The 13,816-nt window shown below is 41.8% G+C and carries 13 protein-coding genes; 4 read left to right on the forward strand and 9 right to left on the reverse strand.

Annotation, left to right across the window (positions count from 1 at the left end):
- The gene (locus CSV75_RS05210; RefSeq protein WP_099675003.1) at positions 1–540 is read left to right on the forward strand and encodes a transcription repressor NadR; all 540 of its coding nucleotides are present in this window, start codon (positions 1–3) and stop codon (positions 538–540) included.
- 13 nt (positions 541–553) lie between these two features.
- Here the strand turns inward: CSV75_RS05210 and CSV75_RS05215 are convergent, their stop codons facing one another.
- Together CSV75_RS05215 and CSV75_RS05220 are read right to left on the reverse strand one after the other, a co-directional pair.
- A complete protein-coding gene (locus CSV75_RS05215; protein ID WP_099636054.1) occupies positions 554–1,246 on the reverse strand; it encodes an LrgB family protein in 693 nt (230 codons plus the stop codon).
- Positions 1,243–1,620, reverse strand: coding sequence for a CidA/LrgA family holin-like protein (locus CSV75_RS05220; protein ID WP_099636053.1), 378 nt, complete (start codon positions 1,618–1,620; stop codon positions 1,243–1,245). Before CSV75_RS05220 ends, CSV75_RS05215 begins: the two co-directional genes overlap by 4 nt.
- Positions 1,621–1,865: 245 nt before the next feature.
- On the opposite strand from CSV75_RS05220, the gene CSV75_RS05225 reads away from it, so the two are divergent.
- Complete coding sequence (locus CSV75_RS05225; RefSeq protein ID WP_099675004.1) at positions 1,866–2,078, forward strand: cold-shock protein; 213 nt, start codon at positions 1,866–1,868, stop codon at positions 2,076–2,078.
- A gap of 76 nt (positions 2,079–2,154) precedes the next feature.
- Here the strand turns inward: CSV75_RS05225 and CSV75_RS05230 are convergent, their stop codons facing one another.
- Positions 2,155–2,352: a zinc-finger domain-containing protein gene (locus tag CSV75_RS05230; RefSeq protein WP_085133446.1), complete on the reverse strand. Its 198-nt coding sequence runs from the start codon at positions 2,350–2,352 to the stop codon at positions 2,155–2,157.
- Between the two features lie 109 nt (positions 2,353–2,461).
- On the opposite strand from CSV75_RS05230, the gene CSV75_RS05235 reads away from it, so the two are divergent.
- Positions 2,462–2,863, forward strand: coding sequence for a reverse transcriptase-like protein (locus CSV75_RS05235; RefSeq protein ID WP_099636052.1), 402 nt, complete (start codon positions 2,462–2,464; stop codon positions 2,861–2,863).
- A gap of 579 nt (positions 2,864–3,442) precedes the next feature.
- Here the strand turns inward: CSV75_RS05235 and CSV75_RS05240 are convergent.
- From CSV75_RS05240 to CSV75_RS05260, 5 genes are all read right to left on the reverse strand, one after another.
- A complete protein-coding gene (locus CSV75_RS05240) occupies positions 3,443–4,780 on the reverse strand; it encodes an MATE family efflux transporter (protein WP_099675005.1) in 1,338 nt (445 codons plus the stop codon).
- Positions 4,781–4,903: 123 nt separating this feature from the next.
- Complete coding sequence (yghU, locus tag CSV75_RS05245) at positions 4,904–5,692, reverse strand: glutathione-dependent disulfide-bond oxidoreductase (protein WP_099675006.1); 789 nt, start codon at positions 5,690–5,692, stop codon at positions 4,904–4,906.
- 394 nt (positions 5,693–6,086) lie between these two features.
- On the reverse strand, positions 6,087–6,686 hold the full coding sequence (locus CSV75_RS05250) for a metallophosphoesterase family protein (RefSeq protein ID WP_099675007.1): 600 nt from the start codon (positions 6,684–6,686) through the stop codon (positions 6,087–6,089).
- Between the two features lie 6 nt (positions 6,687–6,692).
- Positions 6,693–7,517: a sulfurtransferase gene (locus CSV75_RS05255; protein WP_099675008.1), complete on the reverse strand. Its 825-nt coding sequence runs from the start codon at positions 7,515–7,517 to the stop codon at positions 6,693–6,695.
- Positions 7,514–11,107 (reverse strand): dynamin family protein, encoded by a 3,594-nt coding sequence (locus CSV75_RS05260; RefSeq protein WP_099675009.1) that lies wholly within the window; start codon positions 11,105–11,107, stop codon positions 7,514–7,516. The genes CSV75_RS05255 and CSV75_RS05260 overlap by 4 nt, the downstream gene beginning before the upstream one ends.
- A gap of 234 nt (positions 11,108–11,341) precedes the next feature.
- On the opposite strand from CSV75_RS05260, the gene CSV75_RS05265 reads away from it, so the two are divergent.
- Complete coding sequence (locus CSV75_RS05265) at positions 11,342–11,800, forward strand: chemotaxis protein CheX (RefSeq protein WP_099675010.1); 459 nt, start codon at positions 11,342–11,344, stop codon at positions 11,798–11,800.
- A gap of 59 nt (positions 11,801–11,859) precedes the next feature.
- Here CSV75_RS05265 and CSV75_RS05270 read toward each other — a convergent pair whose 3' ends face one another.
- Positions 11,860–13,761 (reverse strand): ATP-dependent DNA helicase, encoded by a 1,902-nt coding sequence (locus CSV75_RS05270; RefSeq protein ID WP_099675011.1) that lies wholly within the window; start codon positions 13,759–13,761, stop codon positions 11,860–11,862.
- Positions 13,762–13,816: the final 55 nt, after the last annotated feature.

Raw genomic sequence — 13,816 nt, forward strand, 5'->3', positions numbered from 1 at the left:
TTGCGACCAAAAGCAAAAGTGGCAGGAGAACAGCGTCGAAATTTGATTCTCCAAACGTTAAAACAAGCTAATCATCCCGTTACGGGTGCAGAACTAGGTGATTTGACAAAAGTCAGCAGACAAGTAATCGTCAGTGATATTAATTTATTGAAAGCAAAAGACGAACCCATCATGGCGACGAATCAAGGATATTTATACACACATTCAACTAAAAGAGTAAAAGACATGGAAAAAATTATCGTCTGTAAACATTCTCCTGAACAAACTGAAGAAGAGTTGCATATTTTAGTCGACCATGGCGTAACCGTAAGAGATGTGCGAGTTGAACATCCTGTGTATGGCGATGTACGCGCATCGATCATGGTATCGAACCGGCAAGAAGTCAAGACGTTCATCGAACAGATCCAGCAAGCACAAGCGCCTTATCTATTGAATTTGGATGATAGCGGGATTCATTTACACGCTATTTCCGCTCCACGAATAGAACAGCTACGCGATGCAGAAGAAGCATTAAAAAAAGCGGGATTCCTAATTGAATAGGAATTCCGCTTTTCTATGGAAATAACCAAATACCGAATAGAGGGCCTGCAAGCGCACCGATAATTGCTGACAACGTCATGGCAACTGAACTCATGGAAGACGTTTGTTCACCGTACTCAAGTGATTTAGATGTTCCAATTGCGTGTGCTCCCACTCCAAGACCGATGCCCTGACCAATCGCTGTGTCAATCTTGAACCAGCGATTGATCCAAGGACCCATAAGGATTCCAGCGAGACCGGCGATAATAACGAATACCGTCGCCAGTGAAGGAATACCACCGAGTTCTTCTGCTATTTGCATGGCAATTGGGGATGTAATGGATTTCGGTAAAATACTCGCTAGAAGTTCAGTCGAAAATCCGACCCACCTTGCTGCTAGGACACCTGTCAACATTCCGACAATACCTCCAACAACGACTCCACCAAAGATAGGCAATACATTCTTTTTGATGACATCCCGTTGTTTATAGAGTGGAATACAAAGAGAGACAATGGCAGGGCCAAGCAACGCGTCAATCCATTTACCACCTACCATATACGTTTCATAAGACGCGTCGAATAACGATAACAATACAATGACTGCGATAGTCGTTGTCAGGATGGGTACTAAAAACGGCGAACGTAACCTTACGTAGACGGCATTCATCACAAAATAAAGAATAACCGTGAATAAGATCATCGTGAAGGCAAGTACAACTGTATTCATGAAAGAGTCCCCTCCTCTTTCACATTGCGCTTGGCCATAAATTGGCTGACTAAACTGGCTACGACCATCGTGATAAATGTACTACCGATTGTAATCAAGATCAGTAGACTTCCTTTCCCTGCGAACACATGACCATAATCCATCACGCCAACCGTTGCGGGAATCAGATACAGTGGCAAAGTCGATAGAAATACATATGCACCTTTTTCCACCCAGCGAAGTGGGATGATTTTGATCGATAACAGTCCCCATAACACTAGCAAACCGATAATACTACCTGGCAACGGAATGGAGAGTTTCGCGTGTAAAAATTTTCCTGTTAGAAAGAGTATGTATAAAAATCCTACTTGCAAAAGCGTGATGACAATTTTCACTCCAACACTTCCTTACCTAATCCACAAGTATAGTAAAAATGAATCTTTCTTCATTATAGATACTATTCAGACAAAAACCAATACTTTCCTTGCTATTTTTAAATAGTAATCAGAGTATTCCGTCTAACATTGACACGCTTGGTCCACTCATGTATAGTGTAAGAAGCCGTATTGTGTAAGTTGTCCGTAGTAGGCTTGCACGTTACGTGTGGAGATGGATTTCTAATTGCCGAGGAGGAATTATTATGCACCAAGGTAAAGTGAAGTGGTTCAGCAGTGACAAAGGGTATGGGTTTATCGAAGCAGATGATGGTGAAGATGTATTTGTGCATTTCACAGGAATTGCTACAGATGGATTTAAAACACTGGCTGAAGGTCAAACAGTTTCTTTTGAAGTAATTGAAGGAAATCGTGGTCCACAGGCGGCTAACGTATCGACTCTTGAGGATGAAATGTAACCTCATCTCGACATAGACAGCTGAATTTATAACATAAACAAAGCATCCACGCAGTTGCGGGATGCTTTTTCATTATTTATTTGGAGGCAGTACTGATCTTGTTAATTTCTCTCCCAAGGAATTGTAGCTGATCTCCTACTGTACAGTCAGAAATACAAAATTGGTGAGCGCCTGTTTTGCCGCGTTCGTTTGTAAGTTGTTTTTTAACGTAACAACCTTCACAATATATATCAAGCAATTGATTAATTTCTTTCATGACAACGACTTTATTCATTAGAAAAGAACTCCCACCTTTCTTTTATCTATTTTAAGTCGGCTGACGGGATGTTGCAAGTGTTTCCACGTTTTTTACAATTCATTACCAGATTGGAGCGAAAAATATTATGTTGGAAGTGTACATAGATGGTGCAAGCGCAGGTAATCCGGGGTTGAGCGGAATTGGTGTGTATATTAAAGGAGAAGGTCAGGACGTGCGGATTAGTGAGCCGATTGAGCCGACGAATAATCATCACGCGGAGTTTCAAGCGCTTGTGAGAGGTCTTGAGGAGGCGTCAAAGCTGACAACAGGCATGGTGTCGATGCGCTCGGATTCGACGGTGGTCGTGCAGTCGATGGAGAAGGAATTTGTAAAGAACGCGCAGTATGCACCTTATTTGCAAGAGGCATTGAGACTAGCAGCGACGTTTGAATTGTTCTTTATTAAGTGGATTGCCGACAGTACAAACAAGACGGCAGATATGCTTGCGCGACAAGCGATTTTGATGCAGAAAAAGCAAAAAGGATGAGCTGGGCGAGATGTTTTGTCATCTTGTGAGAACCGTCACTAAGAGAGTGTACTGCTAGTGCTTTATTTTTATTCGTAAAGGTCGTGCTTCATGACGACCTTTCTTGCAGGGGATTAAGTGGTTGCGACCGTAGATCTGTGCTGCAGCCGGACGTGTATCTTACGAGCGGAGAACAAAAAGTAGATGACTAAAATTAGTGGGTAAACATAAAGTGATACTCTCCCGAATTTGTCTTTTTACGCTGAACAAGGATAAAGTGGCATTGGTATGAATAATCTACCTGAAAAAATAAAAAGGCAAAGAAAAGCCATTCTTATAAGTAGACTAACAAAAGAAATCATTCCTACTCTCCGGGTACTTTGCAAGAGTATGACCTCCTAATTCTCGACAAGATGATAGTCCGTTACATGTTTTTTATTCCGCATATCAACCTCATTAAACGCGGTATTCCGTGAACCTATATAACATAGCCCCCCGCTGTTTTAGCACTATACATATTCCATTGCAATGATTGAATTAGGTTCACGAATCGGTCTTCATACTTTCTATATCCAGTACCTTCCACTCTAGTCGTTTGATTCATTCCCCGAAAGCTTCGGCTTCTCGCCATTTTCCATATCGGTAATACATAAACGCGACGATACTACTAATAACAAAACTGACGCCCATCCCGAGTGCAATTCCTTTCTCACCCATGATGCCTGACAATATGTACGTAATGGGAAAACGAAGAATCCAAAAAGAAATGATGTTTAGCACAAGCACTTGGAACATTGCGCCCGCCGCACGGACAGCCCCATTTAAAACAAAATTAATGCCTAGGAACGGATAAAATAATGCAATTACCTTTAAATAGTTTTTACCAAAATCAGCGGCTTCCGGTTCCGTTATGAATAGCTTAATCCCATAATCTGCAAATAGGATGATAAGAATTGCGATTGCAAACATGATAATCAAATTATATATAAACCCGTACAACGTAATTCTATGAACCCGGTCCCATCTGCCCGCCCCGATATTTTGACCCGCCATACTATTGACCGCAGTTCCGAGTGCTTGGGCCGGCAGCATAATCAAACTATCCAATCTTTGTGCCGCCCCGTATCCCGCGACAACTGCCGGGCCGAATGATGCGACTACACTCATGATTGCCATCACACCAGCCGAAATGACGCTCATCTGTAAACCCGCAGGAATTCCCAACTTCAATATATCGAGTACTTCCCGGCGCGCTGGAATATGCGGTTTTGAGAATGGAACCAGGCTTTTCCGCACTGAATAAATAGCACCAGCGGCAAATGCGATTCCCTGTGAGAATATCGTTGCATAAGCAGCGCCTTGAACTCCCCATCCAAAGACGTAAATAAATAAAGGATCAAGTACTGTGTTCAAAATAACTGCGGCTAACACAAAATAAAGCGGTGTCTTCGAATCGCCTACCGATCTGAATACGGTACCAATAAAATTATAGCCGAATAAGAAAAGGATCCCGATGAAATTAATTCGTAAATACGAAACGCCCATCGCCAACATCGCCTCGGGAGTTCCAAGTAAAAGCAAGAGTGGTTCCGCTAATATAAATCCTGCAACACCTAGCATGATGGACATGCCGAAAAGCAGAACGACAAATGCATTCAAATAACGCCGAAGGCCCGACTCGCTACCTCTGCCTTTTTGCTGGGATAAAATTGTCAGTGCGGCATTGTTCAAGCCGATGACGAATGACAAAACCGTAAAGACGACTGTCCCAGAAATAGCCACAGCACCAAGTGCATCCGCACCAATCAAATTCCCAACCCACAAGCTATCGATAAATTGATAGGATGCTTGTAGTAAATTTGTTATCATAATGGGTCCTGAAAAAAGCATGAGTTGTTTTATTATATTTCCTTCTGTAAAATCCTGCTGCCTTACCATCCTTTTCCTCCCTGCATTTAATAAAAACTCACCACTTGATCTTTTTTAATTTTTAGCGACCTATTACGGAAAAGCTGTTGCTATTTTCAAGAGGAAAAGCATCAACACATGTCTTTTTTGAAACTACTCCCCAATCGACTGATACTCTGCTGCAAGACCTTTTTGAACGCCTGGTCGTTTCGCAATGCGATGAGACCATTCCAAGAGATGGGTATATTCATCCATGTTTAAAAATTCATAAGAGCCTTCATACAATTTTCCTAAAGCTAAACGTCCGTACCAAGACCATATCGCAATATCTGCAATCGTATAGGTATCACCAGCGATATAAGAACGCTGAGCTAATATTTTATCTAGTACGTCTAATTGACGTTTCGTTTCCATAGTAAAACGATCAATTGGATATTTCATAGGCTCTGGCGCGTAAGCAAAAAAGTGACCAAACCCTCCACCAACATATGGACCCGACCCAATTTGCCAGAATAGCCAATTAAGGGTTTCTGTCCGTCCATGAATATCTGTGGGGATCAGCTTATTAAATTTCTTAGCCAAGTAAAGCAAAATCGACCCTGATTCAAAAACTTCCACACGTGGACTTTGACTTTGATCGACTAGGGCGGGGATCTTAGAATTAGGATTGATCTCGACAAAATCTGAACCAAATTGTTCATCGGCACCAATATTAATTTTATACAAATTATAGTCTGCACCGTCGACATCCAACTCTTTTAATTCTTCCAGCATAATCGTCACTTTAATACCGTTCGGCGTTCCCAGTGAATAGAGTTGGAACGGTGCCTCTCCGACTGGTAGTTTTTGTTCAAAACGTTCACCGGCTGTCGGACGATTACCGCCACTATTCGAATTCTCTACTTCCCACTTCCACACGTTTGATAATTCATATTTTGTCATTTCAACACGCCTCCTACTATCTATTTAGTAACTCCATCATACTAACAGTATAAAGCTATTTCCAATATTTAGTTTCTTCATCTACGTAACAAAGAGGTTCTAGCTTTTCGTCTTCCTTTGTATAAGGTTTCCGAGTATCTTCGATGATGATATAAGCCAATACTACATTATCTATTAAAAAGCGGAAAATCTCCAAATCCCTTCACCTAAATTTTCTATCAATTGAAATCATTTTTCAACTTCCACAACTGCAACTATATGCATGTGCTTTATTCATTCCTCATGGTCGCATCATCCTTTTCTATTTCAAAAATAAAAAAGCACCGCAAAATGCGATGCTTCCCATGTTATTTTACTATTCACCACTCAACTAAACGAGCTAGACATGAATCCCTCAGCCTTTTGACGCTTTCATAAATCTAACATTTTGTTTTTCAGAATCATATAATACCCATTCTCTAAAGCCTACTACAGCACCTACGTTAACGATATTTCGAGATCCCACAACCGGCAGCTCGTCGTTCCAGCTAATCGGCACAGATTGTCCATCACTCGTGAAGCTTGATCGGTGGGTATGTCCGTGAAATACCAGGTGCACCTCTGGTAGATACTCAGCAAGCCACGCCTCTGCTTCGTTATGCGGCCATTGGTGACCATGGATGACAACTGCCGTTTCTATCTTTAGAGCTTCAGGTAAGTCGTTCAAAAAGTCCCGTATAGGCTCACTCTGCTTTGTCAACAACAGAATACGTTCTTCTTGATTGCCATAAATGGATGGAAAGGTTAACAGCTCATCGATGCCTTCCGGATATTTGATCACTTCTTCGACAGTAGGATAAGTCTGCCCATGAAGATCTTTTTTGCTGACCGTGCATTCGTACAAATCACCTGTCCCGATGATAGTTGCGTCAGGTGCTTCATCGGAAATTTGTGCCAGTACTGCCTGCAAATCTTCTTTTGATGAATGAATATCGCCCAGCAATGCAAATAGCATCGTGTATCAACCCCTTATTGCGGTTTCAATTGGTGCATCATCTTGGGAAATCCAGTCGCTGAAACTGCCGACGTATAGTTTTACGTTTGGATAGTCTAGTTCTGTAAGTGCCGCGAATAAAGGGGAAGCCGTTACACCGCTGCCACAGTAGACGATGACATCATCTTCAGGCGTGACAATCTGTTGTAATTGCTCTTTTGCGTGCTGCACATCAAACTGTCCTTCTCGCTTCAATTGTTCCCAATCGAAGTTTTGCGCTGTCGGTATATGGCCTGCTTTATGATAGAGCGGCTCTTTTTCCCCGCGGTATCGAACTTCAGAACGAGCGTCGACAAGTTGAGACGGTCGATTGCCCGCCACAACTTCTTCGACTTCACTTCTGCTAGCGTATAAGTGCTTTTGCCAATCTGGTTCCACCATCGAGCGTACAGGCGTAGCAGGATCAGATGTTACGTCTACTATTTTGCGTAATGCCGTATAACTTTCTGTTACGACATGTACATTCGTGAAACCTCCATACTGCAACATCCACCAAGCTCGTGTTGCGAATGGACCGCCACCCTCATCATAGATCAAAATCGTATCTGTACGTTCCAGTCCACTTTTACGGAATAGTTCAGTCAGTTGTTCAGCAGAAGGCAATGGATGACGTCCACCTTCTACAGAAGTCCCGGATAAGTCTTCTTCTAAATCCCAATGAATCGCGCCTTTTACGTGTTCTTTTTGATAATCAAGTTTTCCCCGCTTTTCATCTTGCAATGAAAAGCGTGCATCGATCCATTTTGCGTGACTTGTCTCCATATCGTGAATAGATACAAATACTTGTGTCATTGAACCAACTCCTCTTGACGGATTTGTTCATAGATTTTCTGCCATTGTTCCAGCTGCTCCAAACCATCGAGCAATGTACGCTCTGATTCAATTTGTACAAGACTTTCCTGCAATAAATGAACGCGTAATGCTTCTGCTTCGTCTTCAATCCATAAGTCTGCCCACTTTTCAATACGTTCTTTCTGATCGCCAAGATAGCTGGATGCATCTTTTTTCAATATTTCCTCCAGCTTCACTTTCAAGATATCCCGATCGCCACGTTCAAAGAACGACTTTTGATTTTTGAACGATTTATTCACTGCGCTGTACACCATAGGATCTTCATATGGTGTTTCAAATGACAACATCTCTTTATCATTCGGCTCGTATGGCGAAGGCACGATTGACTGGTCCATATCGGCTAGTGAACGGACTTCCATACGCTGACGTTCTAGCAATTGCTTCTTCATGTATTGAAGAATACGCAAATTCGTTACTTTCAATTCCTGTGTCAAGTCAAAGCCTACCATATTGACTGTTTCCGCCAATGCGATTTTCAATGCTTTATCCGATGAGTTTTTCGCGAAAGTGGACGGACTATACCCCTCTTTGAAGAAATCACCGAAACGTAAGAATACACGTTGTAAAATATAGTAGACGAGTTCACTCAATTCATCTTGAGTGGATTTCACTAAGATCTTCCTGGCACTCTTTTCAAAACGTTCTTTTATTGCCAATTCAGCAGTCGCAAGCTCTTCCAGTCTTTCCGCTTTACGTGAACGGTTTTGGATCGTTCTGTCGATCAATGAAGCTAGACGACCGATTGTTTTCGTTGTTTCTTCTTCCAGTGCTTGCACGACTTGCGCACGTAAATCATGCTCAAGGAATGAATAAAATTTCTCTTCAAAATCGACCATTAATGCATTCGGTTGTTGTGTTAATTTGCCTTCCAGTGCCTCAAGGCTTGAAATACCATGTACCCGCGGATTGCGGATTCCAAATTTCTGCAATTCATTGGCAACGAAGCCTTTTACTTCTTCGCCTTCTTCTTCATTTGAAGCAAGATCGATCGCATTGACGATAAAGAACATTTTATCGAGTTCGAATGCGTCTTTCACACGGCCTAGCTGGATAAGGAATTCACGATCAGCACGTGCGAATGCGTGGTTATAGTATGTTACGAAAAGAATCGCATCGGCATTACGAATATATTCAAACGCTACGTCGGTGTGACGCGCGTTGATGGAATCTGCTCCTGGGGTATCCACCAATGTGATACCGTGGCGAGTCAATGGACAGTCATAGAAGAAATCGATAGAGTCGACGAAACAGCTACGTTCTTCTTGTGCAACGAATTTCGTAAATTCCTCACGCTCTACTGTCAACGTCGTCCCTAATGCAGGCGTATAAAGAGGGTATCCTCTTTGGAATGCGCTGATGAACGACTTATGGATGTGCAAGTTCTCATCTTCAAGTGGTTGCTTCATAGCAACATCTGTTTTATTAAAGGCATCTTCCAGTGAAGAAATCGTGATACCGAGGGCACCGAATGACAACGCTACGTCTTCAGTCATCGTGGCTTCATCTTTCAAGTGAATATCCGCAGTATTATGCAAGTGGGTTTCACTTACTGGACGGATTCGGTTAATCGCAGCCGTTGTAGGGTTCGGTGATACGGGTAACACTTTTTCGCCAATCAAAGCGTTAGAGAATGAAGATTTCCCCGCACTGAATGCGCCAAACAATGCAACTGTGAATTCCTGTCCTTTTAGGCGGTCTGCTTTCGTCATCAAATACGATGCCGTTTCTGCAAATCCAGGAATCGCCTCGACCGATTCGGCGATGTGCTGTGCATGTATGATGGCTTTTTCTGAATCGACCAATTGATGTTCTTCTTCCACTACTTCTTCTACTTCTTCAACAATCGTTTCTTGCTCTTCTACTTTTGCTACATAATCAATTGTTTCGATTTTTTTAGGCTGTTCCCACTCCGTAACCAGTTGATCGCGGCCCATACGTGTCGGCGCAGACGGATTGGCGATTTCTTTATCGACCCACTCCATACGCTCTTGCCACTTATTCATTTCTTTTAGTGCATCTACTTTCTCTTGCAGCACGGCAATCGTTTCGACGAGAGGTCCTGACTGCTCACCACCCGATTCTTTCGCGATGACGGACATCTCTTGTTTCCATTTATCCGTTTTACGTTTATATACTAAATGAATGGCACGCTTCATTTGCTCTGCATAATTCAAAATAGTTTCGCCAGTGATCACTTCTTGTACATGCAGTTGCTCATCCACTTTGTCAAACGGTAGTGTTAGATCCATATTATCAATCGCCAGTGAACGCTCATCGGTTAAGATTCCGGCTTGCTTTAATGAACTTTTCATCAACGCTTTCATATAAATTTCGATTTGTGTATGCGCCAGACCTGAAATGTTATCATCTAGCTTTTGACGACGTCTTTCGCGCTCTTCCGCTGTCTTCTTCGCACCAAATAGTAAACCTACTTTGAATTTTGGTGACTTGGCTTCCAAATGGTCTTTCAGTAATTCTCTCGTTTCAAATGGCGCCAGTCCCGCGTTCGACAATAATTCATTGCGTTCTTTCTCGAAATTCACATAGAATTCGTCACCCGAAACTAATTCCAGTCGTTTTTTCGCATCCTTCAAATCTTGATTTAACTCTTCAAACTGCCCCCACTCGGATTCGCTGAGGATTTCCGAATGATTCTCCTTCAAGTCATCCACTTGCTGTTGAAGATATTTCATATGCTCATCTTTTAATTTCAATAAAGATTGCTCGATATTTTGTTCAAAATTCTCTTCTCGGTGTTCAATCGAACCGTCAACGATTGCTTTGACTTTTTCAAAATCATTATGTGGGTGATCCAGTTGTTTCAGTGACGTGTAGAAAATCCCTTTTGGTTCTACCCCCCATAACTTGAACGAATCTTCGACGGACTTTTTGAACTCATCGAATGATAATTCACTGTCGCGGTGCTTATCGATCTGATTAATAATTAAATAAACGTTACTATTATAGCGCATTAATTCTTTTGTAAATCGGAAGTTCATTTCTGATTGTACATGGTTGTAATCCATCGTATAGAATACAAGATCCGCCAAGTGCAATGAAGACTCCGTCGATAGTCTATGTGCATCATCTGTCGAGTCTACGCCTGGTGTATCCATTACCGTAATTCCTTCCGGTAATTTGGATTCTGTATGGCCGATTTCAACCAATGAAACTTCCGCCCCGTCCTTACTGTACGCTTTCACGCCTTCAGAGAACCCATGGCCGCTGAATTTCACAGCACTTCCATCAACACGATGGATAATAGCATAATCTTCATCCGCCTTATGTACCTTCACAATATTCGCACTTGTCGGAATAGGGCTTGACGGTAAGAGATCGTCACCTGTTAATGCATTAATTGTCGAAGACTTTCCCGCTGAAAAGTGTCCAGCAAAAGCAATCGTATATTCTTTATGGATTATTTTATTAGCAAGTAATGTCGTCTTTGCTTTGCGTTCATCATCTTCATTGTTGGAAAAAATTTGTCCATATGTAGCAGATTGCTGTAAAAATTCATTGTTTGTAGACATAATCGTCGTCCTTTCAATTTTAACTCATCCCATCATACCATTAATGCGTGAAAAAATAGATAGTTACTTTATAAGTATTACTTTTTAAATAGAAGAACCAGTATACAGCTAATCTTGAAGAAATCGAATAAATAGTGAGGAACTGGCTACTTTCATAAAATTTGTCTAGTCTTTTAGATACTCCTAGTGATATGATTGCACTACCAAACTATTCGTGAAAGGATGTTTCTTTAGATGGATACAGCAACAAATGTACAAAAAGTTTTAAATGCAACGATTGCTTCTCTCACTACTGTAGTTCCATTAAAATTCCAGGTACTATCCCCTGCCCTTATACAACAGCCGTACGAACAACGCGAAATCAGTGTTTTGATCGGTCTAATTGGAGATATTAAAGGTCGTTTAATTGTAGAGCCTACGCATTCCATTATCAGTGAAATTGGCCTCGCCATGTTCGGTATGCAGATCGAAGGGGAAATGGCTGAGTCATTCACTGGAGAACTCGGGAATATGATTGCCGGAAATCTATGTACAGTATTGGAAAAAGCGGATCTGACGCTAGATATTTCACCACCTACTGTCATGGCGGGGCAAACAAAGTTTTATGGCTTCAAGCAAGCATTTAAAATCCCCGTAAAATTTGAAGATGGCCAAATGTTAAATTTATTGCTCACCATTGACGAAGAACGATAACTGGAAAAAGGCGTGCAGATGTCGAAACTCCGACGTCAGCACGCTTTCTTCTTTACTGTTTACGAAAATGGTACAGGCAACACACGTTCAATAACCGGCAGTAATTCTAAATTCTCTGGCTTTACAAATAAATGAATCGAACCATAATCATCGCTCGTTCGAATCAATCGGCCAATTCCCTGTCGTAAACGCAATAACATAAATGGTAGATCTACTTCGTCAAACGGATCTTCCGCAAATTCCCTTCTAGCTTGGAATAGCGGATCATGCGGCGGGAACGGCAAGTCAAAAATGATGACGCGAGTCAACGCTTCATTCGGTAAATCCAGACCTTCCCACAAATGATAGGAGAAGAATACATTTACTTTACGTTGCTGGAAATCTTTCACCAATGATGACAATGAACGCTCCCCTTCATACGTCACCATAACGCTTTGTTCAAGTGGTAATTGATCGTAGGCTTCCATCATGGATTGCTTGGAACCGAACAATACCAATGTCTGTTCCTCTTCCTCAAGTAATTCTGAGAGACGTGTGATTTTCTCATTTGTATTCCCTTGTTCCAAATGAATTTTCATGACATTTTCATAGTCGAATGGTGATGCGATAGAAAATGATTGATAATCTACAATTCCTAAACTGTACGCTAAGTAATCAAATGATTTCTCAACTGATAAAGTAGCCGAAGAGAAGATAATCGGCATCGTTCCCGTAAATAATTTCTCTTTCAAGATGGACGTTACAAGTCTTGGCATAATTAGCAGTGTGCTTTCTTCACGACGATTTTCAAGCCAATCGACTGCGTCGTTGTCACCGGCAAATAGCTCCATTGAATAAATGTACTGCTCCAAATACTCTTCGACGATTTTTAAGTCGTATTCAGGGATCACATATAACTCGCCTTCAAAAACAAATTCTTCCAGAAGTTCATGAGATAATGCAACCGCTGTTTTCGCATACTTCATCATTTCGTCGTTCTTATCAATTGTCAGGCGCTCATTGTCATTTTGAATGGCATTACTTTTTAGCTGGTTGAAAAATAGTTCATGCGTCTCGAGCAATTGCTCCATCAACTGCAATGTTTTCTCTCGGATGCCGTCCACCATAATCCGTTCAAGCAAGTTGATAATCGTCTGCTCTTGCACTTCATATGTCAATGCACGCTGAGCGGAATATTCCAGTAAATGTCCTTCATCAAAGACGACCATCGAGACTTCCGGTAATAAAGGCAGTTGCCCTTGTCTAGCACGTGATTCTTTCGTCCACAAATGCTCCATATAGAAGTCATGTGAGCAAATGATCAAGTCTGCAGCTTCTCGATAATGATTACGATGAATCGTTTGCCCACAACGATTGCGAATATCACAAGCCGCACATTGCATAATCGGGTGGTAATTGATCATTTCCCACTCTTCATCAGCCAAATATGGATAATCTGAACGTTCGCCATACGGATACACCGACTGTAATGAACGCTCTGCATGCACGAATTCCGGCAACTGATCTTCCACTAAATCGACAAAATCTTCGTTCGTCTTCATGCTAGTATCTTCCAGACGTTTCAGACAAATATACTGATTACGCGCTTTCGCCAAACGAACGTCTACTGTCATATTGAGTGCGGTACTCAACTTCTGAATATCGCCTTCTTCTTTGATCAATTGATCGATCAATGTTTCATCTGCGCAGGAAATCACCGCTGGTTTTCCTGTATAACGCGCATACGCAATAGCCGGTAATAAGTACGCAATCGTTTTCCCCGTACCCACTCCCGCTTCCGCAAGCAAGACGTTTTTTTCTTTCAGTGCTTTTTCTATTTGAAATGCCATATAAATTTGCTCATCACGACATTCGAAACCTTTTTCCGTTAAATCATCATATAACGTATCTCCGAGCCAATCGTTGAGAGATTCATAAAACGTTTGCCCTTTATCCAACTCAAATGGAATTTTTGTATTCATACTGACTCCTCCTGAATGCAAGCGAAAGGAAGAGGGATCTACTCCTCTTCCTGCC

It is taken from the genome of Sporosarcina sp. P18a, assembly GCF_002743135.1.
In the GTDB taxonomy this organism is placed as follows: domain Bacteria; phylum Bacillota; class Bacilli; order Bacillales_A; family Planococcaceae; genus Sporosarcina.

Excerpts from the sequence above, each read along its gene's own strand:
- CSV75_RS05215 (WP_099636054.1), bottom strand. The coding sequence starts at position 1,246 with ATGAATACAGTTGTACTTGCCTTCACGATGATCTTATTCACGGTTATT.
- CSV75_RS05225 (WP_099675004.1), top strand. The coding sequence starts at position 1,866 with ATGCACCAAGGTAAAGTGAAGTGGTTCAGCAGTGACAAAGGGTATGGG.
- CSV75_RS05230 (WP_085133446.1), bottom strand. The coding sequence starts at position 2,352 with ATGAATAAAGTCGTTGTCATGAAAGAAATTAATCAATTGCTTGATATA.
- CSV75_RS05235 (WP_099636052.1), top strand. The coding sequence starts at position 2,462 with ATGTTGGAAGTGTACATAGATGGTGCAAGCGCAGGTAATCCGGGGTTG.
- CSV75_RS05240 (WP_099675005.1), bottom strand. The coding sequence starts at position 4,780 with ATGGTAAGGCAGCAGGATTTTACAGAAGGAAATATAATAAAACAACTC.
- yghU (WP_099675006.1), bottom strand. The coding sequence starts at position 5,692 with ATGACAAAATATGAATTATCAAACGTGTGGAAGTGGGAAGTAGAGAAT.
- CSV75_RS05250 (WP_099675007.1), bottom strand. The coding sequence starts at position 6,686 with ATGCTATTTGCATTGCTGGGCGATATTCATTCATCAAAAGAAGATTTG.
- CSV75_RS05255 (WP_099675008.1), bottom strand. The coding sequence starts at position 7,517 with ATGACACAAGTATTTGTATCTATTCACGATATGGAGACAAGTCACGCA.
- CSV75_RS05260 (WP_099675009.1), bottom strand. The coding sequence starts at position 11,107 with ATGTCTACAAACAATGAATTTTTACAGCAATCTGCTACATATGGACAA.
- CSV75_RS05265 (WP_099675010.1), top strand. The coding sequence starts at position 11,342 with ATGGATACAGCAACAAATGTACAAAAAGTTTTAAATGCAACGATTGCT.
- CSV75_RS05270 (WP_099675011.1), bottom strand. The coding sequence starts at position 13,761 with ATGAATACAAAAATTCCATTTGAGTTGGATAAAGGGCAAACGTTTTAT.